The sequence below is a fragment of the Oceanobacillus oncorhynchi genome (assembly GCF_000821065.1).
Taxonomy (GTDB): domain Bacteria; phylum Bacillota; class Bacilli; order Bacillales; family Amphibacillaceae; genus Oceanobacillus; species Oceanobacillus oncorhynchi.
Map to the genome: position 1 here is coordinate 755,208 of NZ_CDGG01000001.1, position 21,206 is coordinate 776,413.

Here is a 21,206-nt window from a genome sequence, read left to right on the forward strand (position 1 = left end):
GGGGAGTTTGGAATTCACAATTTTTCAACTTATATCTATTGCCTCTGTTGGGGCAATAGGTTCAATTCTTGTTAATCGAGGAGTAGCTGTTTTTAATGATGGATTACGCCCAATCATGCCTGAATATTTGGAGGGGCGTATTACGAGAAAGGAATTAGCAGCTACTAGCTTTGCTTTAAGCTTTGGTTTAATAGTCGGATTTGGTATACCTCTTTCTATAGGTGCAGCGATTATTATTGCACATAGTATTTTACTAGCTTCCGATATCATAGGTATATGGACGCCAGATAGTAAAAAAGGAATGATTATTTCTGGTGTGGTTGGTGCTGCCTATAGTATAGGTGTATGTTTAGGATTGCAATTTGTAGTAGATTTATTTGATCTACTTCCGGTTAATTTCTTAGACTCATTAAGCCTTGTTGGAAATCCAATAATTATCTCTTTTACAGTTTTCCCTGCAGTAGCCGTCGGTTACCAACATGGATTTAAAAAAGCTGTTAGTACTGCTGTTATAACTTTAATTTCATATTTATTGTTTGCTAGATTTGGTTCATTTACTGTTGCTTCATATGATATTTCACTAAGTCCTGAAGGTATGTCTTTATTGGTTGGAATGTTAATGATGGTATACTATGCTGCTAAAGTAAAAGGTGGAGATGAATCTACTAATGCAGATTTGGTGAGTATTTTTGCAGAACGTGTAAACAAAATTAAAAAAAACCGTTGGTTGCTTGCTCTTATGGGAGGACTTGTTGCATTAGTATCTGCTCAGTTGATTCTAGCTGTCGACGCTATGCCGCAAGCACTTATTAATGAAGGTAAATATACAGAAGGAGCAATAGCAACTTTTGCACGTGCTATAGGATTCATTCCATTAGTATTTTCGACTGCAATTGTAACCGGAGTATATGGTTTGGCTGGGACCACTCTAGTATTTGTTGTAGGTCTCGTATTTAGAGATATTCCCTTATTAGCTTTTGTAGTTGGAGCAGGTGTTATGTATGCGGAAGTAATGTTGTTATCAGTAGTTACGAAAAGTATGGACAAACTACCAGGTGTTCGTGAAATGGGAGAGCATATCCGTACCTCATTAGCAGATGTTTTAGGGATGGCAATCTTAATAGGTAGTGCGATGGCTGGGGAAAACTTTGCTCCTGGTATTGGTTTCTTTTGGGTGATGGGTTTTTACCTACTAAATCGTTTGGCGAAGAAACCACTTGTGGAATTAGCAGTTGGTCCAGTAGCAGTTATTATATTAGGTATTTTAGTAAATATTCTTCATTTAGTAGGTTTATGGTAGTTAATTAAAATATGTAGGAAGCCTCTTCAACAATTTTCAGTACAACGTTGGAGAGGTCCTCATTTTATATTGAATAAACAACATTAAAATTAAACCTGAGGAAAGAATGTGATTGTAATGTTAGTAAATGGAATTACGTATATGCATGAACATACAACGATCGATCTATCCGAAGTGAAAAAAACTGAGGACTGTCAGTTGGATGTGTTTTCTGAAACTGTCAAGGAGTACAAAAAGCTATACGAAAAAGGTGTTCGGAATATAGTAGACGTAACCAATTTTGGTATGGGAAGGAACATTCCTTTTGTTCAAAAGGTTGCTGAAGAAAGTGGGATCAATATTATCTTTTCAACTGGCTTTTATCAAGATGAATTTTATCCCATTCAGGTTTTTAGAGAAACGAGAGAGCAATTAGCAGAAAGAATGATTGAAGAAATAAAGAAAGGGATAAAAGGAACGGAGGCAAGAGCTGATATTATAGGAGAAATAGGTACAAGCTACAATAAATGGACGGATACGGAAAGAAAGGTTTTTGAAGCTGTAGTAATTGCTCATAAAGAGACGAATAAACCGATTACTACCCACACTTCTATTGGTACATTAGGACATGAGCAAGTTGCCTTTTTTAAAGAGCGTAAAGTTGATTTAAATAAAGTAGTGATTGGTCATGTGGATCTAACAAGTGATGCAGATTATATTTTGCAAATGTTGAGAGACGGAGTATATGTGGAGTTTGATACAATTGGAAAAGAAAGCTATATGCCAGATCGTATTCGTGCGGAAATATTAAAGAAAATACAAGATGCAGGTTACATTGATCGTGTATTTTTATCTATGGATATAACTAGAAAATCACACTTAGAATATAGAGACGGGTTAGGATATAGCTTTTTATTAGATTCATTTATTCCGTTGTTGAACTCTTATGGAGTCACGGATGAATCAATTGAAAAAATGTTAGTAAAAAACCCACTTACTTTTATGAATGATTGAGGCGAATACTATGCAAGCATACCCATTAAATAGTCTGTCCATGGAAGAAGCACAAAGAAAGCAATTTTATTTAATTGATGTTATTACTAAACATTTCCGCGGGGATGAAATACTCTCACTTGGTGATTTAGGTGTGGTAAAAGGGTTAAATAAGCCAAAATATACGAAAAGAGTAGAGGAAACATTAGCTGAATATTTTGGAGTAGAAAGAGCGATGTTCGTTCGTGGTGCTGGTACAGGAGCGTTAAGATTTGGGTTTATGAGTTTTCTGAAGCCAGGTGATCAAATACTTGTTCATGATGCTCCTATTTATCCAACGAGTAAAACAACATTAGAAATGATGGGTGTTGAACCTATAAAAGTTGATTTTCATAATTATGATAAAATGATCGAAATCATTAAAGCAAACCCTAAAATAAAGGGTATGCTCATTCAACATACCCGTCAAAAAATAGATGATCATTATGATTTGGCCGAAACTATTAAAGCTATTCGTTCGGCAAATCCGTCTGTAACTATAGTTACCGATGATAACTATGCAGCAATGAAGGTAGAAAGTATTGGAACTCAAGTTGGAAGCGACTTATCGACTTTTTCATTGTTCAAACTTCTAGGTCCTGAAGGTGTAGGGTTAATACTTGGAAAGGCAGCTTTAATCGATAAAATAGAAAAGGAAAATTACTCTGGTGGTAGCCAAGTTCAAGGATACGAGGCAATAGAAGCTTTACGTGGTCTAGTCTATGCTCCGGTAATGTTGGCAATACAAGCAAGCGTAAATAATCAGTTGGTTACTATGCTTAATAAAGGGGTCATAGAAGGCGTAAAAAATGCCTATCTTGCAAATGCCCAATCGAAAGTATTGCTTGTAGAGTTTAACGAGCCAATTGCTGAAAAAGTACTATATCATGCAAACGAATTAGGTGCAACACCTAATCCAGTAGGTGCTGAATCAAAATATGAATTTGTACCAATGTTTTATAGAGTATCGGGTACTTTCCTAGCTTCAGATCAAACTTTGGCCGATAAAATGATTCGTATTAACCCATTACGAAGTGGTGCTGAAACAATTAAAAGAATCCTAACATTATCTATTCAACGAGCAAAAGAAAGTTATTAGTTATATATAGACCTACCATGCTTACAGGATAAATACGAAGGGGTGAAAATTTATCATGAAAAAAAGAGTTATAATTTTAATTTTGGATAGTTTAGGTGTCGGTTATATGGACGACGCAAAAGACTACCATCCCCAAGATGTTGGAGCGAACACATTCCGTCATATAATAGATACAGTACCAGCTTTAAAAATACCAACCATAGAAAGTTTAGGTATCAATAAAATTTTAAATCATGCTACATTAAAAGATATAAATAATATTGCAAGTTACGGCGTTTTGAACTTAATGCATCAAGGAGCAGACAGTTTTGAAGGTCATAATGAGATTATGGGAACAAAACCTAAGAAAGCATATAGGGCCCCATTTGTTAAAAATATGGATGAAGTAAAACATGCTCTTGAAAAAGAAGGGTACAAAGTTATTTCCCCAAACCCTGAATTACCATATTTATTAGTAAATGATCTAGTGATTGTTGCCGATAATATAGAAACAGATTACGGGCAAATTTACAATGTAAGTGCACCACTGAATTATATTCCATTTGATGAAGTGTTAAAAGTTGGTCAATGTGTACGCAATAATGTTAGAGTCAATCGTGTAATTGCACTTGGTGGAGAAAATGTAACTCCAGAACACTTACAGAAATCAGTGGAAAGAAGAGAAGATGGGTTAGTAGGGGTGAATTCTCCGAAATCTAATGTATATAAACAAGGATATCAAGTACGTCATTTAGGATTTGGTATTTCTTCGGAATTCCAGCTACCTACGTTGGCAATAAAAGCTGGGCACGATGTTTCTCTTGTAGGAAAAATGCAGGATGTTATTTATTGTGAAGGGGCAAATAAATTCCCTGGCGTTGATACTGAGCAAGTTATGAAGAATATTTTAAATGAAATGGACAGTGTGGAAAATGGTGTTATAGCCGCAACAGTACAAGAAACGGATTTAGCAGGTCATGCACAGAATCCAACACGATATGCAGATCGTATTGAAGTGGTAGACAACTATTTACCCAAATTACTTGAAAAAATGACCGAGCAGGACCTATTAATTATGAGTGCTGATCATGGGAATGATCCTACAATAGGACATAACCAACATACAAGGGAAAAAACGTATCTTTTAGCCTATCATAAACAACTATCACCAACACATATAGGCGAACGAAAAACATTATCAGATATTGCTGCAACAGCTGCAGATTATTTGAGGTTAAGTGAAACAGAAAATGGAACATCTTTTCTTCCATTATTGCAACAAAAGTAGAGAGGAGAAAGGTAAATGTTTTTAGAAGTGACAAAAAACCGCAATCGGAAATTAATAGAAACATCAGTGGAGCTTCATCAACTAGGAGTGATTACCCCGAATACGTATGTACTTGACCTGGATGCTGTACAGAATAATGCTAAGGTTTTGTCGCTAGAAGCCAAAAAAAAGGATATTGAATTATTATTCATGACAAAACAATTTGGTCGAAATCCATTAGTGGCACAAGCAATTGTTGAAGCTGGGATTGAAAAAGCAGTTGCGGTAGATCCTTGGGAAGCCATTACACTTCATAAAAATGGGATTAAGATTGGGCATGTTGGGCATCTCGTACAAATTCCTAAAAATATGATACCAACGATATTAAATCTTGACCCTGATTTTATTACTGTTTTTAGCTATGAAAATGCCCGAAATATAAGTGATATTGCTATCCAACAAGGCAAAAAACAAAAGATATTTATTCGGATGGCAAATAAAGATGATTATATATATAACGGTCAAGAGGGTGGATTTACATTTGAAAATTTAGTAGCGGAAATTGAAAAACTGGAAGAGTTAGGGGGCATTAAAATCGGTGGTTTAACCAGTTTCCCTTGTATTTTAATACAAGATAACATACCCTCCATTACAACAAATGTAACTTCTATGCAACGTGCAAAATCATATTTGATTAACAGAGGCCATAAAAATCTTGTAATGAATATGCCCAGTGCCACTTCTACTGTAACGATGAAATTATTAAAGGAAAGTGGTGCGTCACAAGCGGAACCTGGTCATGCATTGACAGGGACAACTCCATTACATGCTTCGGAAGACTTGGCAGAAAAACCAGCAATGGTCTATGTTTCGGAAGTATCTCATCTGTATGATAACAAAGCTTATGTATTTGGTGGTGGATTTTACCCGCGCTCTGGTATGAAGAATGCGTTGGTCGGATCAAAAAAAAATAGTTTAAGCCAAATATCAATTATTGAAAATGACCCCACGAACATAGATTATTATGGAACATTGAACACTAATGACATACATGTTGGTGACACGGTTATCTATGCATTTCGAACACAAATTTTTGTTACAAAAGCACAAATTGCGATTGTCGAAAATCTAGATTCTAGTCCTAAACTTCTAGGAATATACGATTCTATGGGGAATTTAATCAGTTGATTTGATTTGAATAGCTGATAATACGAGGGAGTGACAATATGTATAGAGCGGTTTTTATAGATATAGATGGTACCATGTTAAATTCCAAAGGTCAGCTTGAAGATGAAATTATAGAAGCGATTACTAAGGTTAAACTGAAAGGAATTATTGTTGGCTTAGCTTCAGGAAGGTCTGTGGAAGCATCTGAAATTTATGGGGAAAAGTTTGGATGCTCTCTCTATATTGCCTATAATGGGAGTCTTGTATTTTTAAATAATGAGTTAATCCATGATGTGAAAATACCATCAAATGTTGCCCATCATCTTTGCCGTAAAACTATTAGGTGTGCTGGTACCTTTATACATTTTTCGTATCAAACATCTCTTTCTAATCATCCTAAATACGAGGAACATTTAATGCCATTTGCAGAAAAAGTAAATCTACCTGATACAAACTGTGATGCGCACCGATTAGCACTTTATACAGGTACTCAATATCGGAGGGTAATAAAAAAAGAAGTAATTGAAGAATTTGTTTTTGAAGAAGATAATAGACTTGAAGTGTATCCAAAAGGATCTAAATGGACGGGCATTGAACGAGCAATTGAAAAGTTATGTATATTACCTGAAGAGGTAGTTGCGATTGGTAATGGTATAAACGATGTTGAAATGTTAAAGGCTGCCGGAATGGGAGTAGCCATGGGGAATGCATCAAAGGATGTAAAAAAGAGTGCTGAAATGATTGTTAAGGATAATGATAATCATGGGGTAGCAAGAGCGCTTGAAGTGATATTTAATATTTAGAAAACTAATATTATCTTTCTGTATTAATTATTAGGGTTTAACTGTAGATAATCTTAGCCTTATAATTGCACTAGTTAATAGCCTATATAATGAGAGATATCATATAGATATGGTTGTGTCCATGTTTACCAGTATGTACTTTTCCATTTTAAAACCACTTTTAACATCGGTCTCTGTTTTATGTACTTTAATAGTGCATAAAACAGGGACCTTCATAAATATAAATCCCATAACAACCCCTTTAGAAAACCATGTATTGCTCTAATTCAGGAATAAATGAGCTGACATATAGTTTGTGAATTAATGTACTGTGCGAAACGTTTCCTTATAAGTGCCAATGCACGATATAGGAGAATTGCTATCAAGCAATTACTACTGATTAATCAAAACTCGGAATGAAAGCGGTCATGTTGAGCTGAAACGGGTTATCTGATCCTCCTACATGCATATAATGGTAGTAGTCAGAATGTGTATGAAGCTAGGTGAAGTCGGCTGAAATGAACCTAAGTTGCTTATATAGAATATGGTTCATGATAGGCCGGGATGCTACAAAATATCTAAGGTGAGGATGTCCAATTGGACTGACGAAATTGCGAATGTACGGGTCTAGAAATTAATACGTTCGAAAGACGTATGCTGTGAACGCAGTGTCAAACACCGAAAAGTACAAGTAGTGTATAGGAACTTCGGAATATCTAACAAACGAGGATATAGAGTTGCTTAAAAGAAGCACCTACGGATATATGTAAAGCTAGATTTTAAGTAAGAAACATCCATTATTAAACGACTACTATCGGGATGGTCTATAAGATAAGTATTTATTGAAGTGACTTTATTCTTGCGAAAGTAGGGACATAGTACCGTGGAAGTGTGTAACGAGCGTGGAGGATGGTCCCAAGTCTTGTCTTTGAAAACTAAATCAACTAAATGAAACTCACAGGGTCGATTAGGATGTTGGGATTTTCCGTAAGGAAGGAGATACAATCCATCGGTGAGTACAGCGTTACGACATACAGAATACTACGGTATGCAAGATATATTTGATGACCTTTATGAACGAAGTAAAAACAACGCTACAAAAGGTCTCAGGCTATATGAACATATCATATCGAAAAACAATATCTTATTAGCCTTTCGAAACATCAAAGCGAATACAGGTTCAAAAACAGCGGGAACTAATGGCATCACGATTGATAAATACAAGATTGAAAACGTTGATGAATATATTGATGAAATTCGAAAAGCATTAAAGAATTATAAACCTCAAACGGTATGAAGGGTTGAAATACCTAAATCCAATGGCAAGAAACGCCCATTAGGTATTCCAATGAGAGATAGATTAATTCAACAGATGTTCAAACAAGTATTAGAGCCAATATGTGAAGCTAGATTTTATAAACATTCATACGGTTTTAGATTTAGGTTTAATGAGGGTGGAATAGAAAAAGAATATACTGTTAGAATTGGTATGAAATCGCGCAGTATATTTTTTGCTACTCCGGCAACTGAACAGATGATTGCATATGTTCGAGAAAACGTTATAATATAGATAGTAAATTTAGCAAAGTAGGAGGGAATCGTATGGTTGCTCAGTATGAAATCAGGGATAAAGTTCTTGAATATATTGAAATGCTGGCAATGTCTCCAGTGAAAAGTTTTTACCCAACTGCAGTAGCTAAATACGTAAATACTCCTGTAAAAGATATTTTTCCACATCTTATTGATTTAGTAAAAGTCACTAGCGTTGCATAAAAAAATAAATGCAAAAGTAAGCAATATGCTTTGTAAATTTTGATTTATTATTGTAATTTTCAGATATAGACAATGTCTTATTTTAAAAAAAGACAATGGGTATGCAAGGTAGCCCTTCATCCATTTTCTGAATTTTATATACTTTTTAAATGATTGAGTTGATTGTTACATCATCTAAATGACCAGCTTCTCCTGTTTCGTATTGTTTGAAAGTTTCTTCAAAAATTCGTTCATGCTCCAGCCTTCGTCGCCCTTTGGATGTACGTTCTGGTCCCTTGAATATGTCGGAAATAAACTGTTCCATGGATGTTGTCCAATAATCACGAATCCAGTTCAACATTTCCAGCAGGGTTCCTCGATAGTCTAAGTTGATTTTCATTAACAGGGTCAGGCAGAAAGTGATCATTGCTAGAAAAAGTTGATTATATACGGCATTTTCACTTTTTCCGTACAGCTTTTTGATTACTAAATGCTGCTTAACCCACTTGAAAAATAATTCGATCTGCCACCTGTTGCGATAAAGATCACTGATTTCTTGTGCATTCACTTTGGCGTCATTACAAATGATTCGAATCTCATTTCCTTTACTGTCTACCGTCTCTACTAATTGTACTGGATGCTTCATCTTTCCAATGTTTACGACGGCGTGACGGGTAATTGGAGAAGAAGGGTCAATAGATAATTCTTCTATAACCTTAACAACCGTATTGGTTTTGATGCGTGTCACAAACCGAATGCCTTCTGCACAATAGGCATCAAACGTTGTAAAGTTAAAATAGCCCCGGTCAAATACATGAAGCACGTTTTTATCCGGTACAATCAATGCATCCAGCTGTGTTTCGTCTGCCGGTCTTGCAGGGGTAACGATTACTTCATTTGGATAGGAGACGCCATCGCAAAAGACAATGGACGTATGCATCTTCACGCCCGACTTGGTCTCCCGAAAATCTGCCCATTCGTATTGACTCAAACACATAGAAATGGTGGATGAATCAATCAAATGCAGTTCTCCAAGTGCTTTATCTGCCTTTTGAGGCCCAAGCAGCTGGTGTATTTGTTGAATCAAATGATGCAGAATAGCCTGGAAAATGGCAGGCGGCATCTCACTATTCTTCCGAGAAAGCTGGGATTTACTGATGCTTTCTATGCCTACCAGTCTTTGAACAGTTTTCTTGCGTGTAATCGTATCACTAATCCGCTGTAGATTATCCAGCTGCTTCATCTGCGCATAAATAAATGCGTTGATAAATGTAAGTGCATCAAACTTTTTAACATACTTATCAATTTCCGCGTTATCGATCATTTTTTGAATCACTTTTGAATCTAATGGATGAATGTATTCCTTGAATACTGTTTTTATGGTATGATTGTCCATACGAGCTCCTTATAATTTGGGATTTGGACAGGACTACCATTCCCTTATTATAAGGTTTTTTTATGGATATTTGTATTGAAAACTCCCATTATTCCTAATTTTCCAATATATTGTTTTTCTTGACTTTTGGTTAAAAACTTTATGCAACGCTAGTGAGTAAAAGTAGATGAATTATATCTTAAGTGGGAAGTTAGATGCCCCGATTTTGATTGTCATCAAACGATTGGAGAAATTAATGACTATCAAAAGTTTGAAGAAGAAGCGCTAAGTTGTCCCAGATGTGGGACTGAATTTGTATTGAATGAAAAAGATATATTCCCGCGATTTGACTTGAATCCTTCTTACAAAGAATATATAAGAAGAAAAAATGCTGAAAAAAAAACTCTAATGAGCACGCAAGTTTCCACCCCTCAGCTTTAAAACAAGAAAAGGAACGTTTTAATCCTGATTGGATTAGTAATTTTAGTGGAGAACAGTTAGAAGTATTAAAAGAGAACTCGCCAAATATCATCATCAATCATTTTGAAGGAAGTGTTCATATGGGAAATAAGCAGATTAGTAACAGTTTTAATCATTCCAACTTGGATAATGTGAACATTCAAAGTGAAATTATTGAAAAATATTCCATAGACAAGTCAGATTTAGAAGCACTAGAAAAAGAAATTAGACTGCATTCAAAAGATGAAATAAGTAAGGAACAAAATATGTTGTTTTATGATAAATTTCAAGAATCTTTAATAAATGAAGATAAAAAAGAAGCAAATAAGTATTTGAACTGGATAGAGAGAGGTTTGAATAGTACAGCTGCTTTATCCACTATAATAACAGCTTTAGGATTATAATAGTGAAGCTAGCTGGCTGGTATTTTAAAAAGAAACTCCGCTGATATAATCTCAGCGGAGTTTCTTTTTTGAAATCCAATATATAAATAGATAGTTATCCTAAAACATATAAAGGTCGAAAAGAGGGGAGCAGGATTCTTTCTAATTCCTGTTTGGTTGCTTCGCTCTATTGCATTCCTAACCTAAAAACCCTTAACTATCGAACAGTACGAACCTCACTCCGATAAATCGTCTCCCCATCCTTAATCGTCTCCAAAACTTGAATATCACGAATATCCATCGTATCCACCTTCATCGGATTCTGATCCAAAATCACCAAATCGGCAACTTTCCCATCTTCCAAGCTCCCTTTATCATCCTCTTCAAAATATTGATACGCGGCATTAATCGTGACAGCCTTCAACGCCTCATAGACACTGATACATTCCTCGGGCCCGATGCTCACACCATTTCTCGTTTGTCTATTCACCGCACACCAAATCGTATGCAGCATGTCCGGTTTGACGATAGGTGCGTCCTGATGGAAGTTCACGCACAGACCACGGTCATATGCGGATCTTGCCGGGCTGATGCGGCGTCCGCGCTTGTCGCCAAGATTTTTTAGATGGACATCTCCCCAGTAATACGTGTGCGCGACGAAGATGGAGGGGATCATCGATAAGCCGGCCATGGTATCCAATTGGTCGTTTCTTACGGTCTGGCAATGTATCATCACAGGTCTTAGATTCTCTTTATCTGGATGATTGGATTCTTCCAGTGATGCTTGGTAGTTCCGTAACAGCTGATCAGAAGCGGCATCTCCATTACAGTGTGTTAATAGCTGCACGCCATCGTTGACTGCTGCATCGGTATATTGTTTGACCTGTTCGTCCTTGAACCATGGATATCCCAGGTAGGTTTCTTCGCCCTCATAAGGTTCTGTCAGCCAAGCTGTTTTCCCTTGAGGGGACCCGTCTAAAAACATTTTATATCCGCCGATTTTAAAGCGGTTCTGATATTTTTTGGCATAATCTTTATTTTCTTCCATCAGCTTTTTCGGCTCTGCATCAAATACGGGGTAGGCGACCACATCGATTTTTAGCTTTTGCTGCTGGGCCAAGGCTTTGAATAAGTCAATAATCTCTTTGGATGATGCGCCGTCCTGAACGGTTGCAATTCCATTTTTGATATATTCATTCTGGGCATACTCTGCCAGTTTGAACTCATCCCGTTTCACATCTTTAAAAAGGGTTTTCTGTAATCCCATCACGGCATTTTCTTCTAAATAGCCATTTGGCTCATTTGTACCTGCAACCCGGCCGATTGTACCGCCTTCCGGGTCGGAAGTGTGCTCGTTTATGCCTGCTGCCTGTAATCCCAAATCATTCGTGCAGCCTAAGTGGCCGGAAGCATGTAAAATCAAAATAGGATGCTCCGTGGATACTTGATTCAATATCTCTTTCGTTGGATGTCTGTTTTCTGCAAGAAAATTATGATCATACCCGCATCCGACGACAATATCGCCTTTTTTTAATTCTTTTTCCTGAATATATGCTTTTAGTGCTTGAATTACTTCATCAAAATTATCGCATTCACTTAAATCAGCCATCAATGAAAAATGACCAACCATCGAAACGTGACCATGTGGGTCGATAAAGGCAGGCATCAGGGTATTTCCTTGTAAATCAATGCTTTCTGCCTGAGGGCTGGCTGCTTGTTTCACTTCTGCTAGGCTGCCTTGCTTTTTGATAACCCCATTTTTTACTAACACTGCTTCGGCGTTGTCATTCTCTCCAGTCATCGTAATGATATTGCCGCCATAATATAATTTTTGCATTGCAGATTTCACTCCTTATTTCGCTGTAGATTATGCATAGGATTTTTTCTTACTTTTGATTGGTTCAGCTTCCTCTTTAAAATCGTATGTTTTTCTGCCCCATGCTTTAAATACTTTTAATAGAATCAAATAAATAGGGACTGGTGCCAGTAACCATAGAATTCCAGCTGTGATGGATAATGTCCCGGCCATAATCATCATAATCGTTGAAACGGTTATATAAGAGAACATCATCGGAATATTCATCATCCCTAATTCGATGGCTGTGGTGGAACGCAGGGAAGGCTCAATAATCCGTACAAGCGCGATTCCGCTTGGAACCGTACCCAGCGAGGTTCCAAGCAAACCGAGCGTCCGGGAAAAGTCGTTGTCGCCGCCTAAGCGCTTTCCAAAGTATAAAACGACTGCAATAGTAAGCGCAGCTATGACAACGGCTTCGATTATAATTGGAACAATCCACTGGCCGATGATACTGAATTGAACGGCCATAAAGGAACAGACAACTAAATAATCGGTGGACCAGCCGGTAATTTTCGTTTGAAAGGTATTATCCAGCAAATGGTCCAGCTGCAGCTTTTTCAATACCATTTTCACAAAATAGCCGGCAAGCATGCCGTAAATAAACAGCATTCCGCCAAGCGTCGGACCTATGCCAGGAATCATGGAAATAAGAGATGCCATTCCTAAAGCCAGCACATAACAGATACCAATCATCGTAAAGTGAAACGTCATCGTATCCATATTTCCGCTGAATACCGTCTCTTGTCCGATTGATTCTCTTTTCTCATTCTTCGTGTAGTAGCCCCGTTTGACATAATCTTTGATTTCGGATTCGCCATATTTCTTGGCTAGCCCGCGTTTTAACCCATATTTCGCAAGAGGGACGCCAATTAAGAAGCAGGCGATAAAACCGATTGCCGCAAAGGTCAGGCCAACCATCGCTGCATTTTCTATTCCATACTGCTGTTCAAAAATAGAACCAAATGTTGCCGCCTGCCCTGGTCCTTGTGTAAAGGCAAAGGGGATAAGCAGCCCATATAGGGCGTCCATTCCGAAATAACCGCCGACGAGTAAAATGACAACTGCGCCGACAGCAGGGGTGAGTGCATATAATAGATTCCAGAGCATGCCCATTCCGAGGGAGCCTCTGGCAATCTGCTTCCCGGCAGTATGGTCGTTATTCGCCTTGTTATTGCTTGTTAAGCCAATGGAGATGAACGTGATCGTAAATAACTGCGTAACAATTACAGTGAACATTTCGGCATTGGTTGCCTGGATAAGATTTGTATTCATGACAATCATGCCTAAAATACCAGCTATGACACTAGCAGGCACTAACATATTTCGAATAAAAGCTACTTTGGCCCGAATAATCATACCGGCACAAAGCAGGATACTTGCGATACTGAATGCAATCATAAAACTCACATGGATGACCTCCCTAAAAAAGCTGTCTAATTTTGACTGCAAAAATAGTATTTATATTTTATGCGATAGACACCAGTATTCTCAAGGAGGTCAGAATGTTCTAACCAGTTAAAAAACAATAACTATTCTATTTTTATTTGCTATTTCTCGACAAGGTTATTTTAAAGGAGTACATATCCGCCCGATAATAGGCCCTCTCAAATTCCACGAAGTCTCCATGGACATCAGTAATTTTTCTTTCTGCAATAATGATGCTTGTCCCCTCAGGAATATTCAGTAACTCTGAATCATCCCGGGTGGAGATTCCGGCTCTGATTTCCTGCTCCGCCTGAAAGGTATTTACTTTTAATTCTCTTTCCAGCAGCTCATAGAATGCTTCTTCATCCAGGTTAAATTGAGACAGCTTTTTCCCTAATGCCACAGGGTAATAATGCCTTTCAATTCCCATCGGAATATCATTTGCATACCTTATTCTTTTAAAGTGATGTGCCTTATCTAAACCGGTCACTTCTTTTAATCTTCCAACTAACTCGATTTCCTGGGAGGCTACTAATCTGGCTCCCGGCGCCATCCCCATTTTCTCGATATTTTCCGAGGTGCTGTGAAGGCTGCCAAGCCAGTCATTAATCGTTCGAACGGCGATAAAGGTTCCTTTCCCCGGCTTTCTCACCAAGATTCCTTCCCGAACCAGCTGTTCGATACTTTGTCTCACCGTACTTCGGCTTACATAGTGTTCATCCATCAATTCTCTCTCGCTGGGAATCTTTTCGGCATAATCGCCGTTATATATTTTCTGTTCAATGATTTGTTTTAACTGCACATGAAGCGGGATGGAGTTTGTATAGTCTAAGGTCATGGTTGTTTTTCCTTTCGCTGCTGTTTGACTTATTATTTCATCGTTATGCTTATTTTAGCATGTTTGACGCAGAGGAGTGGGTGGAGAAAGCAGAAAAGTTCGATAAATGACTGGTAGTATATTGATGACGTTTCAGATGTGATGCCTGATATAGTAGAATGAGAGAATGGTAAAGAGAATATGGCATACATGAAATAGAGGTAGCAGCGATGAAAAGAAATAACTTTATGATTGTGGGACTAGCACTGGCCGTTATAATGATAGCGATGCTGCTAGTCAATGGAAGTAACGGGAACGATAAATATAAAAACTTTAACGAACTTCATCAACAGGAGAGGCAGGATGAAGATTATCGAATCAGTTCCGAAGAAAGAAATCCGGATATTGCCAGCATAGCCATCCATGGCGGAGGGATAGAGCCTGGTACAACGGATTTAGCGGAACAATTAGCTTTTGCAGGCGACTATTCCTTCTATTCTTTTCAAGGAATCAAAGCATCAAACAATACGGACCTGCATATTGATTCCACGAACTTCGATGAACCAGAGGCAGTAGCCCTTGTCTCAGACAGTTACTATACCGTATCTTTCCATGGATACGAGGACGAACTGGAAAAACACACGTATTTGGGAGGATTGGATGAAGCATTAGCTCAATCTATCGAGATAGAGCTAAAAAAAGCTGGATTTTCCGTAAGTGATGCACCGAAGGAAATCAATGGGGAAGAAAAGGACAATATTGTTAATCAAAATAGGCAGAGCAAAGGAGTTCAATTAGAGATCAGCACTGCGCAGCGAATGGCTTTTTTTGAGGAGGGGGATTTTTCGTCTGGGAATCGGGATAATCGGACAGAGGAATTTTATGATTATGTTGAGGCTGTTGGAAGGGCGTTGGATGGAGGTTAGGGTTTGGTAGTAAAGATGGAAGCTTCAATGTTGCAAACTTTTTGAACTATTAAGAATTTCTTAGTTTATCTTACATCTCTTTATCTTACAGTTTACATTTACTTAATAGATTACCTCTATAATAAAAAGTAAGACAGAAAAAGGGAGAGGTTAAGATTATGATACGAAAGATTACTATTTTATCGTTAACAGTAATGATCTTTGCGTCCATGTTCACAGTTCCTGCATTCGCATCCAATGGTAGTGGCACTCAGGCAGTTCAACAACAGAAAAAAATGGTTAATATTGCACATCGGGGAGCGTCAGGGCATGCTCCGGAAAATACAATGGCTGCTTTTGAAAAAGCCTTTGAAATGAAAGCCGATTATATTGAAATTGATGTACAAATGACCAAGGATGGAGAGCTGATAGCCATTCACGATACAACCGTCAATCGTACAACAAATGGGACAGGATCTGTTGGGGGTTACACACTTGAAGAAATTCAACAATTGGACGCCGGAAGTTGGTTCGGACAAGAATTTGCGGGTGAACAAATTCCTACTTTTGAGGAAGTAATCGATACATATCGAGGGAAGATTGGGTTATTAATAGAATTAAAATCGCCTGAATTGTATCCAGGCGTAGAAGAAAAAGTCGCTGAAGCCTTAATGGAGCGTAATATGCATAAGCCTAATAACGAAAAAATTATTATCCAGTCGTTTAATCATGCATCTGTGCAACAATCAAAAGCACTTCTGCAGAATATCCCTCACGGTGTCCTTGCGGGTACTTCTTGGGCAAATGTTACCGATGAACAGTTGGCACAATTTACAACTTTTGCTGATTTCTTCAACCCAAATATGAGCATTGTTACCGATGAGCTTGTTGACCGTGTTCATATTGCCGGGATGAAGATATATCCTTATACAGTGCGAACGCAGGAACAAGCAAATAACTTATTTGAACGCAACGTGGATGGTATTATTACCGACTTTCCCGAATATGTTTATAGACATCCAGTGAAAAACTAAGGGTCTTAAAAAAGCTAGACTGGAATTCAACACTCAGATAGAGTGCGCCAAAATCCAAACGGAGAAGGTGCTTTTCTTTTTAATAGAAAGTTAAAGATTCCACACCAAAGTAAGGATTCTAAGAAAGTAATAATCGCTTTCTTAGAATCCCTTAAATGCTCCGTTTTCTAAAACTGCCTAGAGAAGTTCAAGGTATAGTACGAGTTATCATGATTTATGGGGAAATAACTATTTACTCCGTTGTCCTCGTAGATTGTGTTGGTAAAGTATCCCAAAAAGAAACATCTTTATTGTTGATAGATCCATCTGAAATGGCCCTAACAGCAGCATCCAACGTATTTACTGTTTGTTTTATTAAATAGCCATTACTTTTTTGTCCTAAAATGGCGGATTCATTGGAATGATCTGACATGCCGCGCATTTCAAATAACAGGGTAGAGATTCCGTATTCGACAGAAATTCCATTTCGGGAAATTGTCTCGGCAGAACCGCCATTATATTTACCAAGATGTCCCCAACCAGTTGAATCTATTTTATCAAACACCACAGCACCTAATTGTTTGGATTTATGAACAACTTCGGGGTCTGCATTTTCCGTAGTCGGATAAAGAATGGAACCAGACACTAGCTCTCCATCACGTTCACTATTAGCTCCCTGATGATGCAGGTCTATCATATAATCAATATCGTAAGCACTTAATACATTATTATGCAGGGCTTGTGTTTCCGGGAAAACTTTATTCACATGATCACGATTTAAATCCTCGCCTGCTGCATTGTATCTTGTTAGATGACGATCTCCGCTAGCAATATAATCATCTAAATCAAAATCTACATCTCCCATTGCTCCATCAGGGTTCAACATCGGAACAATCAACACATTCACATTATCTAGCACACCTTTTGTTTTACCAGTTCCCAGGTGTTTAATGAACTCAAGCGTCCCTTCTGTTGTCAATTGCTCGTTACCATGCTGTTGTGTTAAAAAAAGAATAGTTGGGTTTTCAGGGTTGGAGATATATTTAACAAGATATAGGTCGCGACCTTTCATAGATTGGCCAATCACTTCCAATTCCATTTGACTTTGTTTTGAGTCCTGTTTCTTAAGATAATCAACCATTTCATCGTAGGTAGTAAGAATGGAAGTATTAACCGTTTCATTGCCATTGTAATTTGGCCCGTTTCCTACTGCATGGACAGCCGGTGAAGTAAGGATTGATCCTCCCACAACAAATGCCCCGGCAAGACTGAACATTAAAAGCTTTTTGCTTATCTTTTTCATAGATACCCCTCCCATTTTGTTATACTATCAAATTCGCTAGGAATGAATACAAATCCTTGTAAAATTATAAAAATAGAGAATATTATCTATTATTGAATAAGTGTGAAGGTGTTTTGATAGGGAATACGGTCATAGGATGTGTGAATGATAGAAACATGATTAGTTAAGAATAATGTAAATGAGATTGTTGTATCTTATGTGGGATGCTGTGGAATGTGCTATATTTTGGATAAGGTAGATTATAAGGCTAATAGGTTGTGCTGCTGTTGAGGGAAAAGTAAGAGTTTTTAATGATAAGCTAAAGATTAACCTATTTATTAGAAGTTGATATTACTGCCATATATTAAATAAATTAAAACAAAATAAAGCAATATTCTGTCTAATCTTGTATAATAGAAATTAGAAAATTGTAAAATATCAAGAGGGTGCTAAATAAGTCTGTCAGAAAACAAGCTTTATGTGTTGCCAGGCAATAATTCGAGATAGAACAATCCATCGAATAAAGCATTTGTTTAATTAACGAAAAATTTAATAATTACTGATTAATCTTACTGTTTCACAAATGTTTAACAAAGGAGTCCTTATCTTGAAAAAAGTAATCATAATTGGTGGAGGCGTTATCGGCCTTACCAGTGCTTATTTTTTAAGAAAATCCGGAGCAGACGTGACGATTATTGAAAAGGGAGAATTTGGCATGGCGTGCTCCAGAGGAAATCAAGGGTGGGTCTGCCCGGCTATTCATGAGCCGGTGCCAATGCCCGGGCTGGTAACGGAATCCATCCAAATGCTAATGAAAAAAGACAGCCCGCTTTATATCAAGCCTTCTGCCATGCCGCAGCTGTCCGGCTGGTTGACGCAATTTATGAAACATTGTAATGAAGCGGCTTTTAAAAAAGGGGAAGAGGCTTTATTAACGACGAGCAAGCATACCTTATCTCTATTTAATGAGATTCAAAAGGATGGCGTTGATTTCGAATTGCATAAAAAAGGAATGCTGTTTGTATTTCTCCATGAGGCGAACCTTAAGAAGAAATTAGAGCGCCTGGAAGCTGTCTCGCATCAGTATGGACATCAAAATCCGGAGTACAAAAATCAGCAGGAGGTTAAAACATTAGAGCCTGCACTTTCCGATGAAGTGAAGGGCGGCATTTTTTTAGAGAATCAATACCATATTCGCCCGGAATCCTTTTCCAAAGGGATGGTGGAAAAATTAAAAGCATTGGGAGTTAAGCTGTATTCAAATACAGAAGTGATAGATATTGAAAAGCAGGAGAATCAGATTACTTCGGTAAAGACCAAGCAGGAAGTTTTTGAAGCGGATGCGTTCCTGCTGGCCGCCGGAGCGTGGTCTGATGATATAGGAAAAAAGCTGAATTATAAGCTGCCGCTGACTGCAGGGAAAGGCTACAGTATTACAATCACGAATCCTAAAACAGAAATCGATCATCCGCTTTATCTAGGTGATTTAAAGGGAGGAATTACTCCTTTTGACCATGCTATCCGCATCGGAGGAACCATGGAGCTGTCTGGAAAAAATGTAAACATCGATAAGAAACGTGTGCAGGGGATTCGGTCGGCTGCATCTCAATATCTAAAGGAAGAAATCAAAGGAGATACCGAAGAAGAATGGGGAGGGATGAGACCAATGACTCCTGATGGCATGCCGGTCATTGGGGCGATACCTCATCTGGACAATATGTATATTTGTACCGGTCATGCCATGGTAGGCTTGGCTATGGCACCCGTAAGCGGGAAAATGATTTCCGAAATCATCCTAACCGGGCAAACAGACTTGAATATAGAAGCTTTCTCACCAGCACGATTTGAAAAATCATAAAATGAGGGGGAAGATATATGCCAGTAAATACCTTTGATGTTATTATCGTATTATTTTATTTAGCGCTCGTCTTATACATTGGTTACTATTCCATGAGAAGAATTTCCGGTTTTAAAGACTATACCGTTGCCGGCCGTTCCATGCCAATGGCTCTTATTTTTGCGACGCTTGCAGCAACATTAGCCGGCGGCGGAGCAACCATTGGCAGGGTGGCGTTCGTTTACGAGACTGGTGTGGTTATCTTTCTTGCCGTTTTTGGTGTTGTTTTCAGCCAAATTTTAATCGGACAATTTGTCGCGCCGCGGGTTAGAAATCTGGGGAATGTCTACACCGTAGGAGATGTTTTTGGATATTTCTATGGACGCTCTGGGAAATTGGTGTCCGGTATCTTTTCTTTCTTATATAGCGTAGGAATGTTTGGGGTACAGGTGCTGGCAATGGGAAGAATTCTGGAAACCTTGACGGGATTTGATTATATTCCAATGACTATTTTGGGTTCTGTTATTACGGTAATTTACACTTGGGGAGGCGGCATGCTGGCCGTTATTTATACGGATGCCATTCAATTTATTATCTTAACCGTCGGCGTTGCAACAACATTGACATTGGCACTAAATAATATCGGCGGCGTACCAGCCATCGTTGAAAAAGTCAGCGCCATCGATGCCGGCATTTTAGATTTTACCGACGGCTGGACCGTTGCTGCCATGATTGCTTTCTTCTTAACCTTCTTACTGGGGGAAGCATTAGCTCCTTTTTACATTCAGAGGTATGTTTCATCCAGAAATGCATTAGATAGTAAGCGCTCGGTGACCTACCTTGGCATCTTTTACTTTTTCATGACAACTGCTGTCGTTTTTATCGGACTAGCGGGTGTTGTTCTTCTTCCAGGCACCGATCCGGATCTTGTATTTACCACATTAATTTTAGAGCATATGCCAACCGGCGCTGTCGGATTGATTTTCGGAGGGCTTATTGCAGCCGTTATGTCCACTGGAGATTCTATCTTAAATACTGCTTCCACCATCTTCACGAGGGATATCTATCAAGAATTTATTAATCCGAAAGCAACAGATAAGCAAATGCTTAACCTTGCCAAATGGTCCACACTTATCGTAGGAATTGGCGGAATTCTTGTTGCCCTTTTAATTCCAAATGTTTTCGACTTAATGGTATTCATTTTTGACCTTTGGGCGCCGTCCATTGTTCCCGTTATTATTATTGCATTATTATGGGGGAAAGCGAGAGACAGGAAAGTATCGCCATACGCTGCGATACCAGCTATCCTGGCGGGGATTATCTCTTCTCTCCTATGGAATTACGGCCTTAACGAACCATTCCAAATCCCTACATTAATTGTTGGAATCTGCATGAACCTGTTTACATTCTTTATTGCACATCAATTGACGAAGAATAAACAGCCAACTCGCGCATTTATGCAAGAGGATCTTGATCCTGAGGGATAAAGGAGGAG

At 38.2% G+C, this 21,206-nt stretch carries 17 protein-coding genes and 1 pseudogene; 13 read left to right on the top strand and 5 right to left on the bottom strand.

Translation table 11 applies throughout. The annotated features are described in order from the left end of the window. The first annotated feature begins 7 nt into the window (after positions 1 to 7). From BN997_RS03445 to BN997_RS23060, 8 genes and pseudogenes are all read left to right on the top strand, one after another. Entirely contained in the window at positions 8 to 1,300 is a 1,293-nt protein-coding gene (locus BN997_RS03445; protein ID WP_042529696.1) for a YhfT family protein, read from the top strand. A 117-nt stretch (positions 1,301 to 1,417) separates the two neighbouring features. Continuing rightward, a complete protein-coding gene (locus BN997_RS03450) occupies positions 1,418 to 2,293 on the top strand; it encodes a phosphotriesterase family protein (RefSeq protein WP_042529698.1) in 876 nt (291 codons plus the stop codon). A gap of 10 nt (positions 2,294 to 2,303) precedes the next feature. Continuing rightward, a complete protein-coding gene (locus BN997_RS03455) occupies positions 2,304 to 3,410 on the top strand; it encodes an aminotransferase class V-fold PLP-dependent enzyme (RefSeq protein ID WP_042529700.1) in 1,107 nt (368 codons plus the stop codon). 55 nt (positions 3,411 to 3,465) lie between these two features. Then, the gene (locus tag BN997_RS03460; RefSeq protein ID WP_042529702.1) at positions 3,466 to 4,677 is read left to right on the top strand and encodes a phosphopentomutase; all 1,212 of its coding nucleotides are present in this window, start codon (positions 3,466 to 3,468) and stop codon (positions 4,675 to 4,677) included. Positions 4,678 to 4,692: 15 nt separating this feature from the next. Beyond that, on the top strand, positions 4,693 to 5,844 hold the full coding sequence (locus BN997_RS03465; RefSeq protein WP_042529704.1) for a YhfX family PLP-dependent enzyme: 1,152 nt from the start codon (positions 4,693 to 4,695) through the stop codon (positions 5,842 to 5,844). Positions 5,845 to 5,882: 38 nt separating this feature from the next. Next, positions 5,883 to 6,626, top strand: a complete 744-nt coding sequence (locus BN997_RS22085; RefSeq protein ID WP_052484888.1) for an HAD family hydrolase — start codon at positions 5,883 to 5,885, stop codon at positions 6,624 to 6,626. A gap of 991 nt (positions 6,627 to 7,617) precedes the next feature. Further along, positions 7,618 to 8,043 (top strand): annotated as a pseudogene (locus BN997_RS03475) (group II intron reverse transcriptase/maturase); the annotation flags it as partial. Between the two features lie 164 nt (positions 8,044 to 8,207). Then, entirely contained in the window at positions 8,208 to 8,378 is a 171-nt protein-coding gene (locus BN997_RS23060) for a hypothetical protein (protein ID WP_175296997.1), read from the top strand. 145 nt (positions 8,379 to 8,523) lie between these two features. Here BN997_RS23060 and BN997_RS03485 read toward each other — a convergent pair whose 3' ends face one another. After that, a complete protein-coding gene (locus BN997_RS03485) occupies positions 8,524 to 9,753 on the bottom strand; it encodes an IS4 family transposase (RefSeq protein ID WP_052484848.1) in 1,230 nt (409 codons plus the stop codon). A 539-nt stretch (positions 9,754 to 10,292) separates the two neighbouring features. Here BN997_RS03485 and BN997_RS03490 point away from each other — a divergent pair. Then, positions 10,293 to 10,595, top strand: a complete 303-nt coding sequence (locus BN997_RS03490) for a hypothetical protein (protein ID WP_042529710.1) — start codon at positions 10,293 to 10,295, stop codon at positions 10,593 to 10,595. Between the two features lie 196 nt (positions 10,596 to 10,791). On the opposite strand, the gene BN997_RS03495 is transcribed toward BN997_RS03490, so the two are convergent. The 3 genes from BN997_RS03495 to BN997_RS03505 form a co-directional block, all read right to left on the bottom strand. Then, positions 10,792 to 12,411 (bottom strand): amidohydrolase, encoded by a 1,620-nt coding sequence (locus BN997_RS03495; protein WP_042529712.1) that lies wholly within the window; start codon positions 12,409 to 12,411, stop codon positions 10,792 to 10,794. 30 nt (positions 12,412 to 12,441) lie between these two features. Then, positions 12,442 to 13,830, bottom strand: a complete 1,389-nt coding sequence (locus BN997_RS03500; protein WP_042535718.1) for a sodium/glutamate symporter — start codon at positions 13,828 to 13,830, stop codon at positions 12,442 to 12,444. A 142-nt stretch (positions 13,831 to 13,972) separates the two neighbouring features. Further along, entirely contained in the window at positions 13,973 to 14,695 is a 723-nt protein-coding gene (locus tag BN997_RS03505) for a GntR family transcriptional regulator (protein WP_042529714.1), read from the bottom strand. A gap of 209 nt (positions 14,696 to 14,904) precedes the next feature. Between BN997_RS03505 and BN997_RS03510 the strand changes: the two genes are divergently transcribed. Both BN997_RS03510 and BN997_RS03515 read left to right on the top strand, forming a co-directional pair. Then, a complete protein-coding gene (locus BN997_RS03510) occupies positions 14,905 to 15,600 on the top strand; it encodes a poly-gamma-glutamate hydrolase family protein (RefSeq protein ID WP_052484889.1) in 696 nt (231 codons plus the stop codon). Between the two features lie 158 nt (positions 15,601 to 15,758). Continuing rightward, the gene (locus BN997_RS03515; RefSeq protein WP_042529716.1) at positions 15,759 to 16,613 is read left to right on the top strand and encodes a glycerophosphodiester phosphodiesterase; all 855 of its coding nucleotides are present in this window, start codon (positions 15,759 to 15,761) and stop codon (positions 16,611 to 16,613) included. Positions 16,614 to 16,845: 232 nt separating this feature from the next. Here BN997_RS03515 and BN997_RS03520 read toward each other — a convergent pair whose 3' ends face one another. After that, complete coding sequence (locus tag BN997_RS03520) at positions 16,846 to 17,895, bottom strand: M14 family zinc carboxypeptidase (protein ID WP_084612833.1); 1,050 nt, start codon at positions 17,893 to 17,895, stop codon at positions 16,846 to 16,848. A gap of 586 nt (positions 17,896 to 18,481) precedes the next feature. On the opposite strand from BN997_RS03520, the gene BN997_RS03525 reads away from it, so the two are divergent. Beyond that, complete coding sequence (locus tag BN997_RS03525; protein ID WP_042529718.1) at positions 18,482 to 19,732, top strand: NAD(P)/FAD-dependent oxidoreductase; 1,251 nt, start codon at positions 18,482 to 18,484, stop codon at positions 19,730 to 19,732. Positions 19,733 to 19,749: 17 nt separating this feature from the next. Next, positions 19,750 to 21,198: a sodium:solute symporter family protein gene (locus BN997_RS03530; protein ID WP_042529720.1), complete on the top strand. Its 1,449-nt coding sequence runs from the start codon at positions 19,750 to 19,752 to the stop codon at positions 21,196 to 21,198. The last annotated feature ends 8 nt before the right edge of the window (positions 21,199 to 21,206 follow it).